The following is a 25,293-nucleotide window of genomic DNA, read 5'->3' as shown; positions in this document are numbered from 1 at the left end:
CAAGGATGCATATGCAGAATCAAGATACGTCACTGCGGCAAGACGCAAAAGTAATAGGTTTAGTCGGATTGGCTCACAGTATTTCCCATTTTTCCCATCTCATTTTAGCGCCACTATTTCCGTGGATTAAACAGGCATTTCAACTTTCGTATGCGGAATTAGGTTGGTTAATGAGCGTGTTTTTTATTGTGTCCGGCATAGGGCAAGCCCTGGCAGGATTTGTCGTCGATAAAATTGGTGCACTAAAGGTGCTGTGCTTTGGCCTGCTGTGCTTAGGTTGTTCCGCTTTGGTGCTGGGATATGCGTCGAGTTACCCGATTTTATTATTAGGCGCCATGCTCGCCGGATTAGGTAATAGCGTATTTCACCCCGCTGATTACGCGATATTAAATCAGCGCATTTCACCAAAACGCTTAGCCTATGCATTTTCGGTACACGGCATTACCGGCAATTTGGGCTGGGTTTGTGCTCCACTATTTTTAGTTGGTATTGCAAGCACCACCAATTGGCATAGTGCGTTACTAGCTGCCGCTATTTTGCCATTTTCCATATTGGCACTGCTACTTTTTAATCGACATTTTTTGGAAACAAAAATCGCTAAAAAAACTGCGCATCAAGTGCAAAACCAGGAACATGTTTTAAATTTTTTACGACTTCCAGCCGTTTGGCAATGCTTTGCTTTTTTCTTGATTATCGCGCTGGCATTAGGCGGCATTCAAAGTTTTGCAGTCGCCAGCCTTCAAAGCATGTACGCCATGTCGTTAGTCTTAGCCACTTCTGCCTACACCAGCTACATGATTGCTTCGGCTCTCGGAATGGTCATTGGCGGATTTTTAGCCAGCAAAACCAGTCGTCATGATTACATCATTGCGTGGGCATTTTTGATATCAGGCAGCGTCATGTGGCTAATAGCAACTGGCTGGTTGCCGAGCTGGTTCATCGTCGGGTTAATGGGTTTAGTCGGTTTTGGCGCGGGAATAGCCGGTCCATCACGGGATTTAATGATACGTGCAGCCGCGCCTAAAAATGCGACTGGGCGCGTTTATGGCGTGGTGTATTCCGGTTTAGATAGTGGTTTAGCGCTTGCGCCACTGCTATTCGGCGTTATTCTGGATGCAAACCAACCTAAATGGGTCTTCATTTGCATCGGTATTTTTCAGATTTTAGCGTTGCTTACTGCGGTAAATGTAGGTAAGCGAACTGCGCATGGAGCCGGCGCATTGCAAGCCAATTGAAACCACTTAAACAATTACATAGGGCGTGTTGAAAATAAAGCTCCCCTTTTTTATCGCAGCGGTTGAAACAACTAAACATGGCGATCTCAAGTTCATTCGACTGGACAGGGCGAAGTCATCTAAGAAGGAGGATATTCCCGCGTGGACGAAGACGGCATTAGCAGAGGCAATGGCCGTCATTTCTAATGGGATGAGGAGATTTCGGGCGGTCATTGAGTTTCAATATCGATCAAATCACCGCCTCACTTTGGTTTCCATGCTACCGCACTTCAATATTCATAGAAAAACAATGACTTACCAAAAAATAATCCATAAGAAATTTAAAAATTGAACTACAACTATTCATAACTAATGATGTAATACGCCACCGCTTCCACTTTGCCAGCACCAGCGGCACCCTTCGCGTAATATTGAGCATGATAGGTTATGTCATACGCATTCTGACCACTTACAATTTTCGCCAAATCAGTTCGCTTCCCATTAACAATGGGCTTATTTTGACTATCCAACATTTGCACCTGAACATTAGCTGCCGGATTAGTTGTCGCGGTATTAGCAATAACATTATCCGACACCCCTTGAATAAATGACCAAGAAGCTCGCGCAAAATAAGTACGCCCGGAACCATTACAACCTCTCAAGCTTATTGTAAAAGGAGTTAAACCAGCGACCGCCCCCGGAACTGACAGCAATGTATTCGTCGTAGACGGCAATCTCACTACCATGCTTGGCGTCGATAACGTACATATCGCTGCAGATACGGGTATATCAGCAGGCAAATCTCCAAATGGCGGTTTACTTCCATGAATATTCACCCAAGATCTATACTTCGAATTAGCATTACTCTTTGATATAGTTCCCGCAACTGGAGTAGACCTAACTTCTATTCTAAACGGCTGAGTCAGTACGCCAGTACAGGTTTGTCTGCGGTCTGATCTCAAGGTAACCACCGCATAATCTGGCGCGGCTATACCCCCACCATTACTCCAGCAGCTGCTCCCAAGAGTGTTTGTTGTCGATGGCACAAAGGTAGCGACAATCCATAGACCTGTCGTCCAATAGAGAGGCATACCTTTACCCCCAGCGCCACCAATATTTGGCGTAATTGCGATCGACCCGGCACCATAGAAGAAACAACTGTAATCAACGCGTAACTCCCCCCTATAAGGAACGTTTCCAACAATGGGAGTAACCTCTAATGTGGTTATCTGAGGAGAAAGTTGCACGCTAGTCCAAGTGCATTCTGGCGCAGTAGCTTGGGCTTGCCCTGCACAAACCAAACACATTACTAAAAACAACGTATACACACCGTACTTTAATCGATATTTTTTAATGGCTAGCTGCAACATGTCATACCTTAATTTTATTATGAACTCTATTGACATGAGGAAACTTTATAAGAAGATTGCTTTCTCATAAAACCATGTTTCATCCATATTTAGATAGAAATTCGTTACTTCAATCAATAAACGTCAACGCTTTTTTTAAAGAAAAGATACTTGCTCTCATCGATAAGGCGCAATCAGTCTTCGCTTAAATTTAAGTGACTATTTTAGCATAATTTAAAGACAATATTTATATATGGCAGGCAAATGCTGAAACAACCACACAGCTGACTATGCCGGAAGTCCTTGATCAAAGGAGCTCTGTTATGTGTGGTCATGTCGGTGTTTGAATAAAGGATATGGGTAACGAAGCCTCGGGAGCTCCGCGCAACTGACTATCTTGTTTTAAGTGGATTTAGGGCTGAACTACCGTTAGTCGCCAAGGAAGCATGCTGCCGGCGTTCCCGGCTACATCATCCCGTATGAGTACCTGTTTGCCAGGAGCCGACCGTGTTAGTTAGTTTGAGAAAGGTGTCCACATGAGACACCCCTACGAAGCACATTTCGTTATTGCTGACCTTGCAACACACTTTCAAGCTTCACCAGCAATGGCTGATACTGTGCGCGCGAATTTTTATTCCAATGTTTTTTAAGGTCATTCAATTCGGCACGCAAATGCTGGGCTGTATTCATATCGCCATTTTGCGCGGCCCAAATTGCGTATTCAGCCCGAGCTTCCACGCTGCCAAACTGTGTTACGACTTGCTCAAACTCTTGCTTAGCCGCGACCTTATTACCTTGCATCGCATATATCTTCGCCAATAACAAGGTCACGGCTTCGGTGCGGAATGTGATACTACTTTCGCGAATCGCCAGCAATAAATTCAACGCTTTTTCTGGCTGCTGAAAACGTAATTGTGCATTTGCTGCAGCAAACTGGATTTCCAAATCCTTGGCAAATGGGCCTTGTAAACATATTTCAAACTGCTGCACCGCATCCGCCACCTGATCCGCAGCCAAGAGCGCATCCGCATAACGCCATTGATTCTGTGCGGTAGGCGTAAATTCATATGCCGCCTTCGCGTCGCGTAATTCACGTCCCGGATCTATGCTATTTACTGCAGCAGTAGTTACTTTACGCAAGCCTAATTGCACATGCGTATTTGACTTCAGGCTGGGCAAAAATATCGCGAAAAAATACACCACGCTACCGAACAAGGGAAACATAAATAAAATCAGCAACCAGTACAATTCCCGACCTGAACGTATCGCATGTATGGCGAAAAATATGGCTACGAAAATATGTAAGCCTAAACCTAAAAATGGCATAACTCTTCCTTCAAATATTCATCTAAAATATTAAATAATGGTAGCAAACAATTATTCTTCAAGCTCACGCAATTTACTCAATGCCTGATCTATCCGGTCTACCGCAACAATCTGCAAACCGTCTATCTGCTGTTTAGGTGCGTTGGCTTTAGGGATTAATGCAATAGTAAACCCAAGTTTAGCCGCTTCGCGCAACCGTTCCTGACCACGTGGCGCCGGACGAATCTCGCCGGCCAAACCAACTTCACCAAACACCACCAAACCACGCGGCAAGGGGCGATTGCGCATGGAAGAATGAATCGCCATCAACACCGCCAAATCCGCCGCCGGTTCAACAATTTTCACCCCACCAACCGCATTGATAAACACATCCTGATCAAACGCAGCAATACCTGCGTGGCGATGCAATACCGCCAATAACATCGCCAACCGATTCTGCTCTAAACCTACCGACAAGCGCCGTGCATTCGGCGCGTGGGAGGCATCGACCAAGGCCTGGATTTCTACCAGCAACGGACGCGAACCCTCTTGCGTCACCATCACGCAAGCACCAGGTACAGGTGTGTCATGCTGCGACAAAAACAAGGCAGAAGGATTAGAAACACCCTTTAAGCCGCGCTCCGTCATGGCAAATACGCCCAACTCATTAACTGCCCCAAACCGATTTTTAATAGCGCGCACCAAGCGGAAGCTAGAATGCGTATCGCCTTCAAAATACAGCACCGTATCAACGATATGCTCCAACACACGCGGCCCGGCCAACGCACCTTCTTTAGTCACATGCCCGACCATAATAATAGTGACATCGGACAGCTTAGCTGCACGTGTTAATTGCGCAGCGCATTCACGCACTTGCGCAACCGAGCCTGGAGCTGAACTCAGCGCATCGGAATACATGGTTTGAATCGAATCAATCACCACCACCTGTGGCTTGTGCTGAATTAAAGTGGAAAGAATTTTTTCAAGCTGAATTTCAGCTTGCAGTTTAAGCTCAGAATTTTCCACGCCGAGGCGCTTAGAGCGCAAAGCAATCTGTGCTCCAGACTCCTCGCCACTCACATACAACACCCGCTTATGCTTAGCCATTTCTGCCAATGCCTGCAGCAGCAAAGTTGATTTCCCTATCCCCGGATCACCACCAATCAGCACCACCCCGCCAGAAACCAGGCCACCGCCAAGCACCCGGTCAAACTCATCAATCCCGGTACTAAAGCGCGGCACTTCCAGCGCATCAATTTCCGATAGTTGCAACACCGGCGCAGTTTGCGCCAAACTCTGCGGAGCCTGCGAATACCGGTTAGTTCCCGTTTCAACCAAACTCTCCACTAACGTATTCCACTGCCCACAAGCCGGACACTGCCCCGCCCACTTATTAGCAACCCCACCACATTCAGTACAACTGTAATTCGTTTTAATTTTTGCCATAAATGCTTTAAGTTTTTTTATTTAGTGTGAAAGTAAATGATTCGTGATCGTGAAGTTGCTTTTGAAGTTGCCGTTGAAGTTGATTTTGACCTACCCCCACTTCTAGTTCGGCCGATTTTTCTAAGGGAAAAAGGATCAGAAAGGTTCGCTGTTTGAGCCGCAGGCGAGTTTCGAACTTTTCCCTTTTTTTCTTAGAAAAATCGGGGTTTCCGAAATAGCGTGGTCGCCTTTTTTGGCCTACTTTTTTTGGCGACGCAAAAAAGGTAGGTAGCTGCCGGTCTACCACCGGCCTACTAAACTCAACAACATCAAGCCGCATTTAGCATACAAACCAAAAACTCAATCCTCAACAATAAGCTGAACCCGCTGCGCAACAGCACACATCAACTCATACCCAATAGTCCCAGCAGCAAAAGCCACCTCATCAATAGGCAACCCCCTACCCCACAAAACCACCTCAGACCCAACCCGAGCATCAGCAACATCCGTCACATCTACCGTAATCATATCCATAGAAACCCGCCCAACCAAACAAGTGCGAACGCCACTCACCAATACCGGCGTGCCATCAACCGCATGCCTCGGATAACCATCAGCATAACCACAAGCCACCACACCAATCCTCATCGGCTTACTAGCCACAAACCGGCTTCCATAACCAACCGCATCGCCAGCCTGAATCTCTTGTATCGCAATCAACTCACTGCGTAATGTCATCCCCGGCAGCAAACCAAAATCTGCCGCAGCAGCGCTACTTGGACTGCCGCCGTACAACATAATGCCAGCGCGCACCCAAGACTCGCGAATCGACGTATTTAATAAATTAGCCGCTGAATTAGACAGACTGATTTCCAACTTAACCTCACCTAAGCTAGCTTGTGCCACCTCAAAGCGGCGTAACTGCTCAGCCACCGGTAAGCGCGGATTAAATTCATCGTCTGCATTCGCAAAGTGCATCATTAATTCAACTACCCGCACAGCCTGAATAGCGCACAAACGCTGATAAGCCGCAGGAATATCAGCAGGCTGAAAGCCCAAACGATTCATGCCGCCATTTACTTTAAGATGCACCTTAATCACATCAGCGCTCAAATTTGCCTTTTCCAGCAATTCAATTTGCTCAAAGCAATGCACGGCTATGTCGATTTGATGCTGTTGAACCAACGGCAGATCGCTAGCGTGAAAAAAACCTTCCAACAACATAATCGGTTTATTCCAGCCCATTTCGCGCAATTTAACGGCGTAATCCACTTCAACCAGCGCTAACCCATCAGCACCATCAAAAGCCTGTCTGGCGAATGCCAAACCGTGTCCATACGCATTGGCTTTAACTACGGCCCAAATTTTGGCAGCGCCGCCGTGTTGGCGCGCAATGGCATAGTTATGCGTCAGTGCTGATAAATGTATCGTGGCGGTGATCGGTCTTGGCATAGTGCTCGTTGGTAAGTAATTTAAATAGTCCTGTATTTTAACCGAGCCTAGCCCTAGTGTTAGGTGCCGTAGTGAAAAGTACTATTTTCCAAAGAAAAATACAAACTAGCCATTAAAGTCAATCTGGAATTTTTCTTTTGCGTAATTATTTTAAATAAAAATTACGCAAACTTGCCCGAAGTTGCTTGAAGTTGCCATATTGCACCGCCGCAAACTCAGTTTTAGCGGTTTTTCATGGTATAAAGCACCCGATGAATATTTGCAGAATAGAGATAACTAATTTATGAATCGTGGTTTTTACACCATCATGGGCGCGCAATTTTTTTCCTCGCTCGCTGATAACGCCTTATTGATTGCAGCCTTTTACGCCTTAGCAGAGATGAACGCACCCGAGTGGATGACACCGATGCTGAAATTCTTCTTTGTCGCCTCCTATGTGTTGCTTGCTGCTTTTGTTGGTGCTTTCTCTGATTCCATGCCTAAAGGCAGGGTCATGTTTATTACCAACGTGATCAAAATCGTCGGCTGCGGCTTAATGTTTGTCCACGTTCATCCACTCGTCGCGTATGGCGTCGTCGGTATTGGCGCTGCAGCGTACTCTCCGGCCAAATATGGAATTCTCACTGAATTACTACCCGCTGAAAAACTAGTTGCCGCCAATGGCTGGATAGAAGGACTAACCGTTGCTTCGATTATTTTAGGTGCAGGTCTTGGTGGCGCGCTGATTAATCCGCAGGTCTCGGCAACACTACTCAGCTTCAAATTACCCCTCATTCATTCTTACATCACAACGCCGCTAGAAGCAGCGCTGTCCATCGTGATGGTGCTTTATATTGCCGCGACTATATTTAATTTATACATTCCCGACACAGGCGCACGCTATACCAAACAAGCCACTAACCCGATTGAATTGGTAACTGATTTCGGTCACTGCTGCGCTATGTTGTGGCGCGACAAATTAGGCCAAATCACGCTGGCAATCACCACCCTGTTTTGGGGTGCTGGCGCAGTTTTACAATTCCTAGTGATTTACTGGGCTCAAGTTTCACTAAAATTACCGTTAGATAAAGCCGCTGTTATTCCAGCCGTTTCTGCGATTGGCATTGCCTTTGGCGCGATCGCTGCCGGACGTTATGTGCCAATTAAAAAATCATTATCCGTCATGCCTTACGGGGTGGCGATGGGTGTGGTCGTCATGTCAATGACAATGGTGCATTCGGTTTGGGTGGCATATCCGTTATTAGTCATCATTGGCGCTTTATCCGGCTTTTTTGTCGTACCAATGAACGCCTTATTACAACATCGCGGTCACGTTTTAATGAGCGCAGGGCATTCCATTTCAGTGCAAAACTTCAATGAAAATGTGTCCATTTTAATTATGATGGTGATGTACACGCTCATGGTTAAATCGGATTTATCTATCAACATTATCATCGTCGCCTTTGGCTTATTCGTTTCGTCATCCACACTCATGGTGATGCGCAAGCATCGGGCCAATCAACGCGAACATGATTCTTTGGCGTTGATTGGCGAGCACAAACATTAATTTATACGGCTATGTCTTACACATTTCGCGCATTATCCATCCTCGCTGCCAGTCTCGTTGCCAGCCTCTTGATGAACGTGGCAAGAGCTGAACAGCTCGGCGAGCACCCTGTGCTGCCGACTGAATGCCAAATTGCCTTGCGCATCGTCACCAGTCCGGAATATTTACAAAAAAATCACAGTAAAATTCCGGAATTGAAAAATCTTGATGAAGCTGGCATGGTCACTGCCATGACTAACTCACTGATGGAATCAATAAAAAACGCACCGGATCAAGAGCAATTTTGCGCTACTAAAATCCGCCAAAATTTGGCTTACAGCAGCGCTTACCATTTCCCAAAACAATGCGTTGATTTTTTACCCTTACTCAAGAAGAGCTTTGAGGACAGAGTTGCATTCAAAACCGACCGATCAGATTCTGCGCAACAAAAAATGAATAATGCCATCGTTGAAATGCTGGTTTTAGATGAAACTGATCCAGCAAAACTTGTGCAGCGCTGCGATGTAGGTATTCAGGTGATGCAGGTTAATTTAAATGACAAGCACTTGCGCGAAAAATACCCACTGCCAGCTGCATGCGAAGTGTTTTTCGCTGACATGGAAAAGGCCATGATACTGCCGTCTCAATTTGAAACGATACAACGCCAACGGGTTATTTTTTCAATAGAAAATAAAGATACACCGGAAAGATTAGATGAAATTTGCGATGAAATTTCGAAGTGAAGCGTATCTTACTGCTGAACTTATTTAATCTGATATCGCCAAAATAGAACTATCCAGATTCCAAGCATCAGGCACCACAAAAATCCGCTCTGTTTCCACAAAATATTCGCCATCCGGCACCAAGTGGGCAATGAGAACTGGCCTTGAATCACTTAAAAACTGCTGCTCTAAAAAGGCATGCAATTGACTCCGACTCATCGTCTCTGACTCATACGCTTTAGCAGGTGCCAGCCATTTCAAACGTGACAAAATAGCGAAGCAGTCTCCATCATAGTGCTGCAATTCGGTGATTCTGCACCATAACCCGCGGCAATGCAGCGGAGCTACCTCGCCGAGTGCATCCGTATCGGTAGCGGGATAAAACAACCAACCTTTAAGTAAAGCCTTAGCCGCGCTGAGCTGCGCAGGCAAGTACTTTTGCGCGTCGGGATGCTGCCCTAAAATGAGTTGCGCATCCATTATTTTGTGAGATTTATCGTTCAGGTTATCCATCAAGTTTGGCCCGACATAGTTGGATAACTTTGTTTCTGGCGCAACCAATAAATAAAATTTACAAGCAAATTCCCAATGCTGCAATCCACTCGCTGTGTTCAATAAAAAATCAAATTCACCAATTGTTCTGTGTGAGCGCACTTGGACACTATGTGCAACTAATTCGCCGCTCCATTTAAAATAAAAAGCCAACAAATGCTCAGCATAATGGCCCAGCCGTGTGTGCGGATGCAGTGCTAAAAAATGTACTAACGGTTCGGAATCTTGCTCTAATTCAGTCAACCAGTTGTTGATAGTCTGATTAACCGGCGGCAGTTGCGCCAATTGATTATCCCAGCGCGAATGGCTGGTATTTAATAATATCGACGAATCCAACAACCAGGCAAGACTACGCACATGGGGATGATTTAAATGCGGCCACCTTTGTTGAAACTGCGCCTGGTAATTAGGCGTTCTAGGCGTTCGTGGGCTAAAGAGCTTCATTTAGCCCACTATGCCAAATTTTGCCAAACAGAGATCGGCCCATACTTGCGCTTTTAATGAGGGGTTGGCGATCATTTCGGCCGGATGATGCGTCACAATTAAACGGGTATTTGCATACTGAGCGATTTGCCCTGAGCTAAATTCAGCATTTATCATCGTCGCGGCAGTGCTGCCAAAGACAACAATTAGCTCAGGCGTTTGTGCGGCAATCTGTGCTTGCAAGGCCATTAACGAAGCATCTGGACTCGATGTGCAAGACACATGCAAAGTAAAGCAAGATGACTCTGCATGCCACCCGGCTGCCTGCAAACAGTTGTCCAATAATTTCTGTTGTGCGGCATCAGTAATTGGCGCGGCTAAAACGACGACAATTGAGCTACCTTCCAGTGTAGATTGCAGCCATGCCTGCCCACAAACGGGGCAAGCATCAGTCTGAATTTGCGACTGAGTTTTCGACTGAATTTCGGACTGAAATTCTGCTTGAGTTTCCAATTGAGCCACGGGCTGGTTACGCAATACCCAGAGAGGCCCAACCGACATTTCATTTAACCTGCTTAACAACATGCTGTTTTCCTTGCTGAGTAGAGTGAACTACTATGGTGATCAACTGTGTAAGTTTAGCGCTGTATTGTATAGCGTAAAATCAATGCATCTTCACGTTGATTGTGTTCGGTTTGGTAATAATCTTTTCTACGTCCGACCGACAAAAATCCAAATACTTCATATACCGCCAAAGCACGCAGATTGGAAACGCGCACCTCCAGCAAAACAGCATCCATTTGCATGAGTTTGGCACGTTCTGCCATGTGTTTAAGTAAAAAATACCCAAGCCCCTGACCTTGCATTAAACCCTGCACCGCAATGGTCAGCAAATGCATCTCATCCACAACCGGCATTTGTACAAAATACCCAAGTAGCTCACCTTCAACTGACCGCACCACCCAGGCATCGTAAGCAAGATCCAGGGAGTCGACAAAATTACCAATACTCCAAGGATGCGAATACACCGCCTGCTCTATCGCCATGACCTCATCCAAATCCAGCAGTTGCATGGGCTCTAGTTTTAGCGTTGACCAATCTATCGTCATACTGCGCCGTTATTCAGGTTTGCTGCAGTAAGCGCCGCACGCTCGGCAATGGTGAGCGCAATTTTGTTCCGCAAATAAAGCGGCTGCGCCTGCTCTGCCGGGTAACAACGCCCAGCTGCAAATTCAATTTTCCCCAATCTTGCGACAGCTTCAGCCTGCGGAACAGCCGATTGTGCGGCAGCCAGCAATGCAACGGGCAAGGTAAATTTATCTGGATAGGCCGCAAAACCATTTCCCACCAAAGCCAGCCCATCAACATCATTTGGCACTAACAACGCCGGAGCGCTAAGCGTCGGCTCAACTAAGGTTGCCCACGCTTGTTGTGCTTCGTCATAACGATATTGCGCCCAATACACTTCGCCCATCCGGGCATCCAGCGCGGCCAATACATGGTTTGCGCCGGTTTTGTTGCGACAGTCTTCCGCTAAGGCCAGCAAAGTGACGACCGGTATCACTGGCAAATTGGCGCCAAACGCCAAGCCCTGTACTACGCCGCACGCGGTGCGCACGCCAGTAAAAGAGCCAGGCCCGGAACCAAAGGCAATTGCATCGCATTCCGACAACGTTATTCCAGCTTCTTGCAACAGACTTTGCACCATCGGCAAAATCGACTGTGAGTGATTAGTAACGCCATTAGTCTGGCGTTGAATGATTTTTTGACCAAACAAAAGAGCCGCGGAAGCCAGTTCAGATGAGGTTTCTATAGAGAGGATTTTAAACATGCGCGTATTTTACCTTTAGCATCATCCAGTGTAAAATTCGGCCATGCCCTACCTCGATCTCAACCACACTTCCGCCGCTGCTTTACAGCAGCATCTCACTAAATATCAGACTGTTGTTGCGTGTTTATGCGCGGCTTGGTGCGATGTTTGCAAAGACTACCGCCCCAAATTTGAAGCATTGGCTGAACAACATCCTGAATTGTTGTTTTTGTGGATAGATATTGAAGATCAAGCCAGTTTGGTTGGTGACTTGGATATTGAAAATTTCCCAACACTACTCATTCAACAAAACGACGTTGTATCCTTTTACGGGACGATGCAACCTGATACCTCGCAGTTAAAGCGAATTATTCAATCACAAGCTAGACAATCCCCAGAGCAACTCCAAACACAAGCAAACTTTGATGGACAGCAACGTTTATGGCAAACTGAGGCAAATTTACGTTTGCGGCTGGCTCTGGCTGTGTAATTTCGACAAAACGTTAAGCCAGAATCTCAAAGAACCTTGCAAAGTTTCCATTAATTAATTATTCTGAAATATAAATAGGACTTACTCAAAATTGTTCCGGCAAGGCACGCCGACGCAGACAGTACTTTAGTACGGCAAGGAGAGCGTAACGCCGCTGGAGCTGTTTTGCGTAAGTCCTAAAATTCTCATTTAAGTAATTAGCATTACATCCCCCTTAGTTGAAAATGCAGTATTGATATTTTTGTTTTCTAGAAAAACCAACATTGACATACGACGAGAGTAAACATGGCTGACCTGACCTCACTTATTCCTCTAAGTAAATCAGATTTTGCCGTTGGGAAAGTTACCCAACGCTCAATTTATGACAGGCATGGCAAGTTACTGCTCGCTTCCGGCGTTGTCATTGAATCTCAGAATCAATTAAATGGCCTGGTTAATCAAGGTTATGTACAAAAAAATAGTTGGGATACGCCAGCAAAACCTAAGCCATCCATATCGGCTCCCGCCAAGGTAATTGAAGAGCCGGTTGCTCCCCCAAAAGAAGTCTTTTCACAAATGGACGATGTGCGCTGGTATGTCGGCGAAACCTTACATATGCAGGCATTGAACGATACGGATTCACGCTTTGTGGTGAAACTGATCGGTTATATCAAGGGTAAATCAGTGCTGGTGACAGCACCCGTCATTGATGGCAAATATATATTAATCCGCGACAACCAGACCTTTGTAGTGCGCGCCTTCCAAGGTAAAAAGGCCTTTGCATTTACTGTAACAGCCTTAAAATCGGTCTACACCCCGCACCCCTATTTGCACTTATCTTATCCAAAGCAAGTCAATTCCAGCGTAATACGGCACGACGCGAGAGCCGCCGTTAAAATTATTGCCTCTGTATCATTCCTTAACCCGGTTCGGACTGCCGCAGCTACTTTACTTGATCTCAGTATGGGAGGCACGTCAGGAATAATCAAACAAGCAATTGCTGAGAAAAAAGAGACTGGAACAATCACATTTAAAATTAATGTGGTTGGCAACGAAGGATTGCTATCCCTCGATTTTATCGTGCGCTCAATCGCACCAACCGAGGAAGGCGATGGTTACCGATACGGCTTTGAATTCCTCAATGTACCCGCACAGCACAAACTTATTTTGTCGGCGTTTGTGCATCAAACTATTGCCGAATTAGTCTGAGCTAATTCCAGTTGGATTACGCCAAGCGTAACGGCAAGCTCCGCAAACGTTGGCCGGTTAAATTAAATAGTGCATTCGCAACAGCCGGCGCAATCGGCGGCGTACCTGGTTCGCCTATCCCTTCCGGCGCTTCTGCACTAGCGATAATCACCACCTCTACTTGCGGTGCTTGATTCATTCTAATGACCACGTAATCATGAAAATTACTTTGCTCAACCTTGCCGTCTTTAAAGGTGATTTCACCGAACAAGGCGGCGGACAAGCCAAATAACACCGCAGATTCCATTTGCTGGCGCACTATATTCGGATTAACGACTATCCCGCAATCGACCGCGCAACTGACCTTATGCACGATAATTTCTTTATCCTGCACAGACACTTCCGCGACTTGCGCAACAATGGTGCCAAACGATTGATGCAGCGCGATGCCGTGCGCATGCCCAGCCGGTAATACACCGCCCTGTTCGGCAAGTACCATTGCAGCATTTAAGACCGCCAAATAACGTGGATGCTGTTTCAATAAGCCGCGCCTGAATTGCAACGGCGTTTGTTTGGCAGCATGTGCCAACTCATCAATAAAACTCTCTTTAAAAAAGGCATTATGCGAATGCCCAACTGAACGCCAATATCCGATCGGTACAGCAGTAGGCACAATCACGTGGGCGATTTTTTGATTCGGGAATTCGTAAGGCATATCAAACTCACCTTCCGCCGTAGTTTTATCCGGCCCCATCGCAGCCAAGCCAAAATACCGCTTCAGCACTTGCTGAGTAATAGACCCGCTGGCAGAAGTATTTTCATAGCTGATAACTTGTCCAACCTGATCCACCGTCGCCTTAAAGCGCGCTACAGCAGCAGGTCGATAAAAGTCGTGCCCTATATCTTCTTCGCGACTCCAGATTAATTGCACCGGTACGCCATTGGTTTGCAAAGCAGCAGCCACGGCCTGGGCAACCATGTCCACCTCTAAGCGGCGACCAAATCCACCGCCTAAAAATGTGTGATGCAATTCAATCTGATCGCTATTTACCTGCGCCACTTGCGCGGCAATTTTCACTGCCAACGTTGGAGTTTGAGTGCCAACCCACAGCGACACACGCCCGTTGTGAACTTGTGCTGTGCAGTTCATCGGTTCCATCGTGGCATGGGCTAAAAATGGTGCGCTGTATTCAGCGTTCAGTGTTTGTGTTGTGATAGCGTCTTGCTTAGCTTCGGCTTTAATATGGCCTTGCTTAAAATAAGTAAAACCTGTTTCAGTGTCCAGCTTGCTACGCAATTCATGCAGTACTGATGCGCTCGATAAGGCGCTACCCGTGCTACCAACACCATCATCCCACTCCAGATTCATCGCATCTAAAGCGACGCGTGCTTGCCAGTAGGTTTTAGCAATAACCAGCACACCAGCCACGCTTGTTACCCGCGCATTTAAATCTGCCAAACTGTGCACCTTGACTACACCGGGCATTTTAATAATGTCGGCGTCATTCATGCTGCGCAACTTGCCGCCTAGCTTGGGGCACATTTTCACGGCGGCATACAGCATTCCCGGCAGTCGCACATCCAAACCAAACTGCGCTTTTCCGGTAGTTTTGTCAGCACTATCGCGGCGCGCTTGAGGCTGGCCGATTAATGTGAATTCAGAGGGGTTTTTTAATCGAATTTGTGCTGGATTACTATGCACCGCTAACGCAGCTAATTCACCATAACCAGCTTGCTTACCGCTAGTATGCAAAACCATGCCAGCTTTGGTGTGACACTCACTTACCGGCACATTCCATTGTTGTGCAGCCGAAGCGATTAGCATGGCACGCGCGGCAGAACCGGCCTGGCGCAACACCAACCAGGAATCTTTAACACTGGAAGAACCGCCGGTTACCTGTAAGCCTAATTCACGAGCAAATTTGCCTGTCATCCATTGCGCGCCGTGTTTGAGCATGCCGCTGTCATCAGGATGAAACGGCAGGCCATCAACCAGCATGGCCACATTGCCGTAAATTTTATCCATTCCGGCGGGCACAATATCGACCATCGCTAACGGTACATCGAGCTCTTCCGCCAACAACATTGGCAACGCGGTTGAAACGCCCTGCCCCATTTCGCTTTTATGCAAAAACATCGTGACCCGGCCATTGGTGGCAATTTCCATCCAGCCATTTAATGACACCGAGCCGTCAATTACCGGTAACGGCACTGTTGCTTGCAGGCGTTGCCGCATTGGGCTAACGCCCCAACCAACGATTAACGCGCCGGTCATGCCCAAACCACCTAATAAAAATCGCCGCCTTGTGAGTCCCATATCGCTAGCCCTTAGTAATTATCCATTCCTGCGCGGATAGCCTTGCGACAAAATCCGTTGCCAAACCAGCTCTTTCTCGGCCTCATCCATAACAACCCAGGTTGCCACCTCAACCACAGTGCGTCCGCAGCCGCGGCAAATTTCATCAAAGGTGGTGGAACAGACCGCGACACAAGGCGTGTCGGCGCGTGGCGGTACATTAGTTTGTTGGGCATTCAAGCTTACTTGCAAAATCGACTCATTCATTTTTTCATTATTACCAGGTTCAAGACAGGCATCATACCAAAAGCAAGAGGAAGCACAGCAAAAAACACCGCCGCCAATTGACTGGCAATATCCAAAATATCAACTAAACTTGAAAACATGCCCTAAAACAAGCTAGCATTCGGCTTCTGTTTGATTTCAACCGCATTTTTACCGTTTCCCCTCATGAGCCAAAATTTTTTCCAATCGTTTATTCTGCTAATTCTTGTTACTGATCCGTTTGGAGGAGTTCCGTTATTTGTAAGTGCGCTCTCTTCCGTTCCGCCCGAACGGCGCTGGAAAGTAGTGGTACGTGAATGCGGCATTGCCTTTTTGATTTTGCTGCTCTTTATGTTTTTTGGACGGCACTTCTTAAATGCGCTGCAATTATCCGACGTAGCATTACGCATTGGCGGCGGCGTGATTTTGTTCTTAATTGCGCTGCGCATGGTTTTCCCCCAACCGGGCGGCATTTTTGGTGATATTGATCATAGTCACGAGCCTTTTATTGTGCCGCTGGCAATTCCCGCTTTAGCCGGACCATCCGCGTTAGCGACGGTTCTATTATTCTCATCTAATAGCAACCTCGACGTTGCAACCCACGTTGCCGCTCTGGTGTGTGTTGCCATCGTTTGGTTAATTGTCTTACTCAGCGCCGAACGCATGCAACGCTTATTAGGTGAGCGCACCATGACCGCGTTCGAACGTTTAATGGGGTTGATATTGACAGCCATGTCAGTAGAAATGTTGTTAGCCGGCATCCATGACTTTATTAAAACTCTTTAAATTAAGTCTCTTACTAAAAAAACAGGAGCAGCCACGCGCTGCCTCTGTTCGCCAGATTTATTGCAGATTCTTTGATAAATTTCTGCTACGCACTATACTTCAATCATCGATTGCAGCCATCGCCAGAATATCTTCACAAAAAATAACCTCGCAAATTCACTAAAAAGCACACTAAGCAGCACGGCGGCATGATGAAGTTGCCTCAAATCAGAATTGATTAGACAAGCAACGTTCTAGTATGTGTAGCCTGCGCACAGATTTTCAACGCTGCTCATTTTCCACATTAACAGGTATTTTTTTAACATCATGACACTGTTTAAAGTACATTGAAAATCACCCTTCAAATAGGAAGGAAGCGGAAAATGAAAGCAGCGGATTTTAAAATTGGCATCAGGCTCGGTTTTTTGGCGGGATTCCTGATGTTCACCATGTTTGGAACCGGATTGGCGGGATGGTATACCTTCGCGCAGATGCGGGCGATTGATATCGAAACAATGAACAAGGCTTCCCTGCTGCAAGAATCTATCGACACCGCGCGTACCGCACAGGTTGAATTCAAGAAACAGGTACAGGAATGGAAAGACACTTTATTACGCGGCAATGATCCGGCCTCATTCGATAAATACAGTAAAGCCTTCCTAAAACAAAGCGATTTGACGCAAACCAATTTACATAAACTCAAAGATCAATTTGTCAAACTTGGCCTCGACACAAAGCAAGTCGATGAAACGCTGTCCATGCACGCCGAACTGGGCGTTAAATATTCGACTGCGCTTAAACAATATGACATCAAAAACCCGGACAGCTCCCATGTAGTGGATGCATTAGTCAAGGGCATGGATAGGCCGCCAACCAAAAAAATCGATGACATCGTCGCCTATGTTTTCGACCAATCCAAACAAATGATGGCGGCAAGATCAACGGAATCGGAAGGAAGATATCAGTCTGGCGTAAGACTGCAACTGATCGTGATTCTGCTCGCTGGTTCTGTCGGATGTGTTACTACCGTCCTACTAATTCGGAGCATCGTCGTACCGCTGCGGCTCGCCGTAGAAGTTGCTGAGCGTGTAGCGGAGGGCGATCTCACGAGCCATATCGAGGTAACCAGCAAGGACGAAACGGGACAACTGATGCAGGCCTTGCTGAAAATGAACGACAACCTGCTTCACATCGTCAACGACGTACGCATTAGTGCCGACACTATTGCGCATGCCACCCACGAAATTGCTACCGCCAATATGGATCTTTCCGGGCGCACCGAAACGCAAGCCGGCGCACTGGAGGAAACTGCTTCGTCGATGGAAGAGCTGACTAGCACGATCAAGCAAAATTCCCAAAACTCACAACAGGCGAATAAATTAGCGCAGACAGCGTCGGAAATTGCCATACGGGGTGGAGTCAGAATGTCGCAGGTAGTGACGACGATAGGTTCTATCAATGAATCGTCACGCAAAATAGTTGACATCATCAGCGTGATCGATGGCATCGCATTTCAAACCAATATTCTGGCCTTAAACGCGGCAGTAGAAGCGGCGCGCGCTGGCGAACAAGGGCGCGGTTTTGCCGTAGTGGCAGCAGAAGTGCGCAACCTGGCGCAACGCTCTGCCAGTGCGGCCAAAGAAATCAAGGAATTAATTAGCGATTCAGTTGAAAAAGTGGAAGCCGGTAGCAAGCTGGTGAATCAGGCTGGCAGCACGATGAATGAAGTGCAGGAAAGTATCCAGCGCGTGACCGATATCGTCGCTGAAATCAGTTTAGCCAGTCGCGAGCAAGCGCAAGGAATTGAGCAAATTCAGCAAGCCATTTCTGCGATGGATGATGTCACCCAGCAGAATGCGGCGTTGGTTGAGGAAGCTGCTGCAGCTGCTGCGTCGTTAAGCGAACAAGCGAATAGTTTAACCACAGTAGTTAGTGTATTTAAGTTAGAAAATGAGTCGAAAAACAATGCCCAGTCAAGATCTACGTTTAACCTGCAACAAGGTGTTCCGCGCATAGGATCTAAATCGCCGTCAGGTCGTCGCTGATGCCAAATTATTAAAACAACGCTCAAATCTGGCTTAAACACGCAACATAAGCCAAGAATAAGTTGAACACAGCTGAAAAACGCCCTTTCTTCTCCTTTTGATTTAGTTGTTTATGCGCAATAATAGCTTTCACAAAAGCTATAAAGGTGCATCGTGCATTCTGGAGACTCACTAGACCCATCAGATTGGCATGCTTTCCGGGCACAGGCGCATGCCATGCTGGAAGACATGCTTAACTATGCCGAACAACTGCGCGAACGCCCGGTTTGGCAACCCATTCCTCAATCCATACATGATCGTTTTCAAGAAAACCTGCCACAGCAAGGCACTGAATTAGCCTTGCTGCACCAACGTTTTTTAACCGAGATAATGCCCTATTCCATCGGCAATGCGCACCCCGGCTTTATGGGTTGGGTACAAGGCGGTGGAACGCCGGTTGGCATGGTGGCGGAAATGCTGGCCGCCGGACTCAATGCCAATGTGGGTGGGCGCGAACAAGTTCCAATCAGTGTGGAAAAACAAATTTTGCGCTGGATGCGTGAACTGTTTCAGTTTCCAGAAACGGCAAATGGTTTGTTTGTAACCGGTACTTCACTCGCCAATTTAATCGCCGTGTTAATCGCCCGCACCACGCACTTAGGTGTCCAGGCTCGGCGCGACGGCATTGCACATGGCGACAAAAAATTAACCGCTTACACGTCTGCCGGAGCACATGGCAGCGTCAGCCAGGCAATGGATTTAGCCGGGTTCGGAACCGCTGCGCTCAGACCAATACCGATGAATGCCGCATATCAGCTTGATCTGGATAAACTACGTGCCGCAATCCAAACGGATAAAGCCGCTGGCTTTGAACCATTTTTAATTATCGGTTCGGCAGGCACAGTCGATGTGGGTGCTATTGATGATTTAACTGCGTTAGCCAACATCGCACAGGCAGAAAATTGCTGGTTTCATGTCGACGGCGCCTATGGTGCATTAGGTATGTTATCGCCCCAAATTGCACCGCGCTTGTGTGGCATTGAACGTGCTTCATCAATTGCTTTTGACTTTCATAAATGGGGACAAGTACCCTACGACGCCGGTTATATTTTAGTGCGCGACGGTGCACAACAGCTGGCCACATTTTCTGCTCCTGCACATTATTTAAAACGTGAAACCCGCGGCATGGCGGCAGGCTCACCCTGGCCTTGCGATTTGGGGCCGGATTTATCACGCGGCTTTCGCGCACTTAAAACTTGGTTTACGATCGCCACTTTTGGCGCTGAAAAACTCGGCCAGATCATTAACAATACCTGTGAATTGGCCCAGTATTTAAAACAGCGGGTAGAACAAGAACCTCAGCTGGAATTACTGGCTCCGGTCAATTTAAATATTGTCTGCTTCCGCTATGTCGGCACATCTAAACTTAGCGCCAGCGACCTCAATAACCTAAATACCGAACTGGTGATCAGGCTGCAAGAATCGGGTGTCGTTGCGCCGTCCAGCACACTCATTCAGCATCAATTTGCCATCCGCGCTGCCATCGTCAATCACCGCACTACCCGGCTTGATATGGATAACCTGATCAACACCACCCTGCTGCTGGGTGGTGAACTAGGTATTGCTGCCACCCACCCCTAAACCCACGGGACCACCATGTTAAACGACACAGTTGTTGACGCTGCCAGCCAAGAGAAATTTAAATTAATTGGTTTGCCGACACTGATGACCTTGGCGTTTAACGGTGGCGACTTGGCGGCCATCGGTGAGCAGTTATTAGCAAGGATCAAAAGCGATTCACACGACGCCAATGCACTCATGGATATGGCGGTCTTGTTTATCATGCGTGGAGAAACCAAACTAGCACGCTCCATGCAAACGCTAGCCATTCAAACCAAACAGGTATTTCATTTTCCACGCCCAGCTTTGCCGGTCAAAATTCGGGCTTTAGCTATTTTAGGCCCCGGTGACTTAATGGCGAATTCGCCTTTTGAGTTTTTAATTGAAGACCAGCCTATCGCCCTGGACATGCTGTACATCACGCCTAGCCTGAGTTTGCCTGAAATAATTCCCGAGCATGATGTGTTGATCGTCGCCATCGGCGAATCGGATCGCAACCAGCCATTACTTAGCTATTTAGATACGACATTAAATCAGTGGCCGCGCCCTGTCATTAACCAACCATGCCGCATCAGCCAACTTTCACGCGATGCTGCCTGTGCGCAGTTAATGAACTCAACTGACATTGTGATGCCCCCCGCCATGCGCATAACCCGCGACGCGTTAGAGCAATGTTGCCGACCCGAAGAATTTGCCTGCACACTGACAAGCCAGTTAAACGGAGTAGATTATCCGATCATTATTCGCCCGATAGACTCACATGCCGGCTTGGGGCTTAACAAAATTGAATCACTAAGCGCATTAACCGGTTACTTAGTCGATGCGCCAGAAAATATTTTTTTCGTATCCCCATTTATTGATTATCGGAGCGCGGATGGCCTGTTTCGCAAATACCGCCTCATTTTAATTAACGGCGTTGCCTACGCCTGCCACATGGCTATTTCAAGCCGCTGGATGGTGCATTATTTAAATGCCGACATGTTGGAAAATGCCGGACATCGCGCTGAAGAAGCGCAATTTATGGAAAATTTCAATACTGACTTTGCCGTGCGTCACGCCAGTGCAATCCAGGCTATTTATACGCAGTTAGGCTTGGATTATGTCGGCATCGATTGTGCTGAAACACCAGATGGAAAACTGCTTATTTTTGAAGTCGACAGCAATATGGTGGTGCACAATATGGATTCTGCCGAAAAATTTCCGTACAAAAAAATCCAGATGCCCAAGTTATTTAATGCCTTCGCTCAACTGTTAGCGCAACGTTGCGGCATAATTTTATGACATACAACCTAGCTCAATTGGCACAGCTATCCACCGAGCAAGCATTACTCGGGGGTGGGGACGCAAGGCTGACGCTAGACCCACAAACCGGCGTCAATAAATATGGTTGCGGCAGCCATCCTGATAGCACGTTACTTGCCTTTGGTTCATCCACAGGCTCGACTATTTCTGAGCGCGGCTTTGCGGCTGCCCATGCACTTCAGCAGCGCTTTAGCCAACGGGATAATGAGCAAGAAAATTCATCATCAGAAGTCACCCTATATCGACATGAATTAGAGCGCATACGCCTGCAATTTAACCAATTGTGTGACTTTTCGATTCATACCGACATTGCCAGTATTTTTGCTGCGTCCGGCACCGACTTACATTTGATTTGTGCTCAATTGATGGCCGCACATAATGAACAGCCATTACACATCATCATGATGGACGCCTGTGAAACTGGCAGTGGAGTTGCGCCCGCGGTGCGCGGCCAGCATTTTAGCAACCATGCAGCGCTAGGCGGCACAGTAACAGCCTTTGATACATTAACAGACGCGCATCCGGTTGAAGTAACGAGTATTGGACTGCGTGACACTAATGGAAAAAAACGCCCGTTATCCGACATCGACGCCGAAGTTGAAGACTTAATTCAACAAGCCATTAGCCAGCAACAGCGGGTTTTGTTGATCATGATCGACATCTCCAAAACCGGCTTAATCGCACCCAGTCCGAGCTACATCACGACGCTGCGGCAACGCTATTCCGATCAGGTAGACGTATTAATAGATGCCTGCCAATTCCGCATAGCAAACCCCACCTTAAACGCTTATTTAAAACTCGGCTGTATGGTGACGCTAACCGGTTCCAAATTTTTAACCGGCCCGGTTTTTTCCGGTGTATTACTAATCCCACCCAATTTGATCACACGCTTATCCACGCAAAAATTACCCGCCTCCTTAGCCGACTATTCCGCACAAGCCGAATGGCCGGAAAATTGGCTGGCAACCGAGCAGTTAAGCAACACCGTCAATTGGGGATTATTGCTGCGTTTGGAAGCCGCATTGGCGGAACTTAGCGCATTTCGCGCAATTCCTGAAACAGAGGTTAATGCGTTTTTGCTGGAGTTCGCCGGTGCCATGCAACAGGCCTTACAAAGCTCGCCGCATTTTTCATTAATGGCAGAAAGTCGCTTAGACCGGCATCCGATTTACAGCCGACATTGCTGGGATCAGATCCCCACTATTTTTCCATTTTTGCTGCAACATCAAGCAGGTCAACCGATCACCCGGGAACAAACCCTGCAAATTTATAAGCAATTGCAATTTCCCATTCAAGCATCTGAAGCTGAAACCCTATCCCCTGCTATCGCCAACCTGCGCTGCCAGCTTGGGCAGCCGGTTCTATGCGGCACGCAACACGGCATAGCCGTCAGCGCATTACGCATGTGCGCCAGTAGCAGGCTGATTATTGACGCCTGCGCACACGGTGCTGAATCCCGTCAGCAAGTAATTCAGCAAGCACTAAATGCCTTAGAAAAAGCAGAATATTTGATTAAAATATTGTAACAATTCAATCAAAACCAGCAAATAACACCCCTTCCGTATCCCCCTGTTTTTACAAAAAACTCACGTAATCAATGGCGCTTAGAGGTTGAGCGAAACCGCCATGTGAACAAACGATATAGACAAATAAGATAGGCAGCTATTGCAAAATAACAAGCAAAAGTTTAATGTTCGCGCTTCATACAACGCCCCCACCTAAACAGGAGAACGCCTTGATCTCAACCGCACTTTTACGCTCGACTACATTTGCCGTAATCACCGCCCTTGCCACACTTTCATTGACAACATCACCCGCACACGCAGCCGCACCGATGGTAAAAACCTCAGCGCCCGGCTATTACCGCGTCATGCTCGGTGACTTTGAAGTTACCGCCTTATCCGACGGCACATTACAACTACCTATGGATAAAGCGCTGACCAACATCAACCCGGCCGATTTTAATACCGCGCTCAAAAAATTCCACATTACCAATCCAATCGAAACCTCGTTTAACGGTTACCTCATCAACACCGGCAGCAAACTGGTACTGATTGATACCGGTGCAGGCAAATTTTTTGGAGCGACCTTAGGTAAACTGGCGGCCAGCCTGAAAGCTGCCGGTTATCAGCCTGAGCAAGTCGATGAAATTTACATCACCCACATGCACGGCGACCATATTGGCGGCTTGACTGTCGATGGCGTAGCCGCATTCCCGAACGCCATCGTACGTGCCGATAAACACGAAGCCGATTATTGGTTGAGCCAAGCCCAATTAGATAAAGCAGCGGCTGACGACAAAGGCGGTTTTCAACACGCCATGGAAGCGTTTCAACCGTATATTAAAGCCGGAAAATTTAAACCGTTTGACGGCAACACCGACTTAACCCCCGGCATCAAAGCCGTTGCCGCCTATGGACACACACCTGGACACACCACTTATCTGGTGGAAAGCAAAGGGCAAAAGTTGATGTTATGGGGTGATTTAATGCATGTCGCCGCGGCACAATTCGACAAGCCGTCCGTTGCAATAAATTTTGACCACGACAACAAAGCCGCCATCGCAGAACGCAAAAAAGCCTATGCCGATGCAGCCCAACAAGGCTATATGGTCGGCTCCGCCCATTTGTCATTTCCGGGCTTAGGTTATTTGCGTGCTGAAGGTAAAGGCTATGCGTGGATACCGGTTAATTACGTGTCGTTGCCTTAAGCTCAGTCAGACTGAATGTGATTGGCACTGAAAACGTCTGTTTTTCAGTGCCACTAAATTTGATTAAAAAAACAATCAAAGACAAACCTCGACACGATGCTTTTTACGCCAAATAATCAGCATGGCCTAATTGTATGTTCAAATCAAAAAGCCATCGAACACTGAAAATGGCCGCAATGCAGACATGAGCTATCGATCAGGTTATTAAAATGACTAACACTTCGCTGCGCATAGCGGATGACTGTTCAAAAGTTCCGATTTATTTCACCCGATTAAATATCAACACATGAGCACTTCAAAAATTTTAATTTCACTTTTCAACTATAAATCCTGGGCCAATGAAGAAATTTTTGCAGCGTTGAAAAATTTGAACCAAGTCGATCATAAAAATGAATTACATTCAGCGATCCGTATTCTGAATCATATTTATGTTGTGGATCGTATTTTTAATGCCAATTTACAGGGCATTAAACATGGATTTACTTCAACAAACACAGTTGAAACTCCATCGCTTGAAAATCTTTGGAAGGACGTACATGAAACCGATAGTTGGTATATTAAATATGTTTCTGAGTTAGATCAAAACCAACTGCAAGATGATTTGTCTTTTACATTCGTCGATAGCGATACGGGAAAAATGAGCCGGGAAGAAATGTTATTTCACCTCATTACGCATGGTGGATATCACCGTGGAGCGGTTGGGCGAATATTGGCACAACTGTCCATAGCGCCGCCAAGAGATGTTTTCACCAAATTTTTGCATGACACTGAACCTACAAGGCGTATTTAAAACAACGCATATTTTGTGATTGGTGTCTCAACACTTTGCGGACAGATGAGTTCACGATCCGGCTTCGCATCGGGCAGCATGTAAGCGT

At 47.0% G+C, this 25,293-nt stretch carries 22 protein-coding genes; 12 read left to right on the top strand and 10 right to left on the bottom strand.

The window, feature by feature from the left end; all coding sequences use genetic code 11:
- Positions 1–11: 11 nt before the first annotated feature.
- Positions 12–1,235, top strand: coding sequence for an MFS transporter (locus S2091_RS19000; RefSeq protein WP_105533570.1), 1,224 nt, complete (start codon positions 12–14; stop codon positions 1,233–1,235).
- A 338-nt stretch (positions 1,236–1,573) separates the two neighbouring features.
- Here S2091_RS19000 and S2091_RS18990 read toward each other — a convergent pair whose 3' ends face one another.
- The 4 genes from S2091_RS18990 to alr all read right to left on the bottom strand — a co-directional run bounded on the left by S2091_RS18990 (position 1,574) and on the right by alr (position 6,745).
- Positions 1,574–2,620 carry a fimbrial protein gene (locus tag S2091_RS18990; protein ID WP_105533541.1) on the bottom strand — a complete coding sequence of 349 codons (1,047 nt, stop codon included), beginning with the start codon at positions 2,618–2,620 and terminating at the stop codon, positions 1,574–1,576.
- A gap of 507 nt (positions 2,621–3,127) precedes the next feature.
- Positions 3,128–3,889, bottom strand: a complete 762-nt coding sequence (locus S2091_RS18985) for a hypothetical protein (RefSeq protein WP_105533540.1) — start codon at positions 3,887–3,889, stop codon at positions 3,128–3,130.
- 51 nt (positions 3,890–3,940) lie between these two features.
- A complete protein-coding gene (gene radA, locus S2091_RS18980) occupies positions 3,941–5,314 on the bottom strand; it encodes a DNA repair protein RadA (protein ID WP_105533539.1) in 1,374 nt (457 codons plus the stop codon).
- 339 nt (positions 5,315–5,653) lie between these two features.
- Positions 5,654–6,745 carry an alanine racemase gene (gene alr / locus S2091_RS18970; RefSeq protein WP_105533537.1) on the bottom strand — a complete coding sequence of 364 codons (1,092 nt, stop codon included), beginning with the start codon at positions 6,743–6,745 and terminating at the stop codon, positions 5,654–5,656.
- Between the two features lie 283 nt (positions 6,746–7,028).
- Between alr and lplT the strand changes: the two genes are divergently transcribed.
- Together lplT and S2091_RS18960 are read left to right on the top strand one after the other, a co-directional pair.
- Positions 7,029–8,291 (top strand): lysophospholipid transporter LplT, encoded by a 1,263-nt coding sequence (gene lplT / locus S2091_RS18965; protein WP_105533536.1) that lies wholly within the window; start codon positions 7,029–7,031, stop codon positions 8,289–8,291.
- A gap of 11 nt (positions 8,292–8,302) precedes the next feature.
- The gene (locus tag S2091_RS18960) at positions 8,303–9,013 is read left to right on the top strand and encodes a hypothetical protein (protein ID WP_105533535.1); all 711 of its coding nucleotides are present in this window, start codon (positions 8,303–8,305) and stop codon (positions 9,011–9,013) included.
- A gap of 24 nt (positions 9,014–9,037) precedes the next feature.
- On the opposite strand, the gene S2091_RS18955 is transcribed toward S2091_RS18960, so the two are convergent.
- The 4 genes from S2091_RS18955 to tsaB are packed head-to-tail and all read right to left on the bottom strand — an operon-like array spanning position 9,038 to position 11,798.
- Positions 9,038–9,988, bottom strand: a complete 951-nt coding sequence (locus S2091_RS18955) for a DUF1853 family protein (RefSeq protein ID WP_105533534.1) — start codon at positions 9,986–9,988, stop codon at positions 9,038–9,040.
- Entirely contained in the window at positions 9,989–10,552 is a 564-nt protein-coding gene (locus tag S2091_RS18950; RefSeq protein ID WP_105533533.1) for a uracil-DNA glycosylase family protein, read from the bottom strand. It abuts the gene before it with no gap.
- A 53-nt stretch (positions 10,553–10,605) separates the two neighbouring features.
- Positions 10,606–11,076, bottom strand: coding sequence for a ribosomal protein S18-alanine N-acetyltransferase (gene rimI, locus S2091_RS18945; protein ID WP_105533532.1), 471 nt, complete (start codon positions 11,074–11,076; stop codon positions 10,606–10,608).
- Positions 11,073–11,798 (bottom strand): tRNA (adenosine(37)-N6)-threonylcarbamoyltransferase complex dimerization subunit type 1 TsaB, encoded by a 726-nt coding sequence (tsaB, locus tag S2091_RS18940; protein ID WP_105533531.1) that lies wholly within the window; start codon positions 11,796–11,798, stop codon positions 11,073–11,075. Before tsaB ends, rimI begins: the two co-directional genes overlap by 4 nt.
- Before the next feature lie 43 nt (positions 11,799–11,841).
- On the opposite strand from tsaB, the gene S2091_RS18935 reads away from it, so the two are divergent.
- Both S2091_RS18935 and S2091_RS18930 read left to right on the top strand, forming a co-directional pair.
- Positions 11,842–12,267, top strand: coding sequence for a thioredoxin family protein (locus tag S2091_RS18935; RefSeq protein WP_105533530.1), 426 nt, complete (start codon positions 11,842–11,844; stop codon positions 12,265–12,267).
- 285 nt (positions 12,268–12,552) lie between these two features.
- Positions 12,553–13,455 carry a flagellar brake protein gene (locus tag S2091_RS18930; protein WP_105533529.1) on the top strand — a complete coding sequence of 301 codons (903 nt, stop codon included), beginning with the start codon at positions 12,553–12,555 and terminating at the stop codon, positions 13,453–13,455.
- A 16-nt stretch (positions 13,456–13,471) separates the two neighbouring features.
- Here S2091_RS18930 and S2091_RS18925 read toward each other — a convergent pair whose 3' ends face one another.
- Positions 13,472–15,751 carry a xanthine dehydrogenase family protein molybdopterin-binding subunit gene (locus tag S2091_RS18925; protein ID WP_105533528.1) on the bottom strand — a complete coding sequence of 760 codons (2,280 nt, stop codon included), beginning with the start codon at positions 15,749–15,751 and terminating at the stop codon, positions 13,472–13,474.
- A gap of 18 nt (positions 15,752–15,769) precedes the next feature.
- Entirely contained in the window at positions 15,770–15,997 is a 228-nt protein-coding gene (locus S2091_RS18920) for a DUF1289 domain-containing protein (protein ID WP_165795032.1), read from the bottom strand.
- A 183-nt stretch (positions 15,998–16,180) separates the two neighbouring features.
- Between S2091_RS18920 and S2091_RS18915 the strand changes: the two genes are divergently transcribed.
- The 7 genes from S2091_RS18915 to S2091_RS18885 all read left to right on the top strand — a co-directional run bounded on the left by S2091_RS18915 (position 16,181) and on the right by S2091_RS18885 (position 25,205).
- Positions 16,181–16,780 (top strand): MarC family protein, encoded by a 600-nt coding sequence (locus S2091_RS18915; protein WP_105533568.1) that lies wholly within the window; start codon positions 16,181–16,183, stop codon positions 16,778–16,780.
- A 362-nt stretch (positions 16,781–17,142) separates the two neighbouring features.
- Positions 17,143–18,804 (top strand): methyl-accepting chemotaxis protein, encoded by a 1,662-nt coding sequence (locus tag S2091_RS24675; RefSeq protein ID WP_105533527.1) that lies wholly within the window; start codon positions 17,143–17,145, stop codon positions 18,802–18,804.
- A 153-nt stretch (positions 18,805–18,957) separates the two neighbouring features.
- Positions 18,958–20,424 (top strand): pyridoxal phosphate-dependent decarboxylase family protein, encoded by a 1,467-nt coding sequence (locus tag S2091_RS18905; protein ID WP_243405488.1) that lies wholly within the window; start codon positions 18,958–18,960, stop codon positions 20,422–20,424.
- A 15-nt stretch (positions 20,425–20,439) separates the two neighbouring features.
- On the top strand, positions 20,440–21,684 hold the full coding sequence (locus S2091_RS18900) for an ATP-grasp domain-containing protein (protein WP_105533525.1): 1,245 nt from the start codon (positions 20,440–20,442) through the stop codon (positions 21,682–21,684).
- Positions 21,681–23,231, top strand: coding sequence for a hypothetical protein (locus S2091_RS18895; protein ID WP_105533524.1), 1,551 nt, complete (start codon positions 21,681–21,683; stop codon positions 23,229–23,231). Before S2091_RS18900 ends, S2091_RS18895 begins: the two co-directional genes overlap by 4 nt.
- Positions 23,232–23,440: 209 nt before the next feature.
- Positions 23,441–24,415, top strand: coding sequence for an MBL fold metallo-hydrolase (locus S2091_RS18890; RefSeq protein ID WP_423828251.1), 975 nt, complete (start codon positions 23,441–23,443; stop codon positions 24,413–24,415).
- Between the two features lie 286 nt (positions 24,416–24,701).
- On the top strand, positions 24,702–25,205 hold the full coding sequence (locus tag S2091_RS18885; RefSeq protein WP_105533522.1) for a DinB family protein: 504 nt from the start codon (positions 24,702–24,704) through the stop codon (positions 25,203–25,205).
- Positions 25,206–25,293: the final 88 nt, after the last annotated feature.

The sequence above is a fragment of the Solimicrobium silvestre genome (assembly GCF_002976435.1).
GTDB classification, from domain to species: Bacteria; Pseudomonadota; Gammaproteobacteria; order Burkholderiales; family Burkholderiaceae_D; genus Solimicrobium; species Solimicrobium silvestre.
Note: the sequence above shows the minus strand (reverse complement) of the source record. Positions and strands in the feature narration are given on the sequence as shown.

Excerpts from the sequence above, each read along its gene's own strand:
- S2091_RS19000 (WP_105533570.1), top strand. The coding sequence starts at position 12 with ATGCAGAATCAAGATACGTCACTGCGGCAAGACGCAAAAGTAATAGGT.
- S2091_RS18990 (WP_105533541.1), bottom strand. The coding sequence starts at position 2,620 with ATGTCAATAGAGTTCATAATAAAATTAAGGTATGACATGTTGCAGCTA.
- S2091_RS18985 (WP_105533540.1), bottom strand. The coding sequence starts at position 3,889 with ATGCCATTTTTAGGTTTAGGCTTACATATTTTCGTAGCCATATTTTTC.
- radA (WP_105533539.1), bottom strand. The coding sequence starts at position 5,314 with ATGGCAAAAATTAAAACGAATTACAGTTGTACTGAATGTGGTGGGGTT.
- alr (WP_105533537.1), bottom strand. The coding sequence starts at position 6,745 with ATGCCAAGACCGATCACCGCCACGATACATTTATCAGCACTGACGCAT.
- lplT (WP_105533536.1), top strand. The coding sequence starts at position 7,029 with ATGAATCGTGGTTTTTACACCATCATGGGCGCGCAATTTTTTTCCTCG.
- S2091_RS18960 (WP_105533535.1), top strand. The coding sequence starts at position 8,303 with ATGTCTTACACATTTCGCGCATTATCCATCCTCGCTGCCAGTCTCGTT.
- S2091_RS18955 (WP_105533534.1), bottom strand. The coding sequence starts at position 9,988 with ATGAAGCTCTTTAGCCCACGAACGCCTAGAACGCCTAATTACCAGGCG.
- S2091_RS18950 (WP_105533533.1), bottom strand. The coding sequence starts at position 10,552 with ATGTTGTTAAGCAGGTTAAATGAAATGTCGGTTGGGCCTCTCTGGGTA.
- rimI (WP_105533532.1), bottom strand. The coding sequence starts at position 11,076 with ATGACGATAGATTGGTCAACGCTAAAACTAGAGCCCATGCAACTGCTG.
- tsaB (WP_105533531.1), bottom strand. The coding sequence starts at position 11,798 with ATGTTTAAAATCCTCTCTATAGAAACCTCATCTGAACTGGCTTCCGCG.
- S2091_RS18935 (WP_105533530.1), top strand. The coding sequence starts at position 11,842 with ATGCCCTACCTCGATCTCAACCACACTTCCGCCGCTGCTTTACAGCAG.
- S2091_RS18930 (WP_105533529.1), top strand. The coding sequence starts at position 12,553 with ATGGCTGACCTGACCTCACTTATTCCTCTAAGTAAATCAGATTTTGCC.
- S2091_RS18925 (WP_105533528.1), bottom strand. The coding sequence starts at position 15,751 with ATGGGACTCACAAGGCGGCGATTTTTATTAGGTGGTTTGGGCATGACC.
- S2091_RS18920 (WP_165795032.1), bottom strand. The coding sequence starts at position 15,997 with ATGAATGAGTCGATTTTGCAAGTAAGCTTGAATGCCCAACAAACTAAT.
- S2091_RS18915 (WP_105533568.1), top strand. The coding sequence starts at position 16,181 with ATGAGCCAAAATTTTTTCCAATCGTTTATTCTGCTAATTCTTGTTACT.
- S2091_RS24675 (WP_105533527.1), top strand. The coding sequence starts at position 17,143 with ATGAAAGCAGCGGATTTTAAAATTGGCATCAGGCTCGGTTTTTTGGCG.
- S2091_RS18900 (WP_105533525.1), top strand. The coding sequence starts at position 20,440 with ATGTTAAACGACACAGTTGTTGACGCTGCCAGCCAAGAGAAATTTAAA.
- S2091_RS18895 (WP_105533524.1), top strand. The coding sequence starts at position 21,681 with ATGACATACAACCTAGCTCAATTGGCACAGCTATCCACCGAGCAAGCA.
- S2091_RS18885 (WP_105533522.1), top strand. The coding sequence starts at position 24,702 with ATGAGCACTTCAAAAATTTTAATTTCACTTTTCAACTATAAATCCTGG.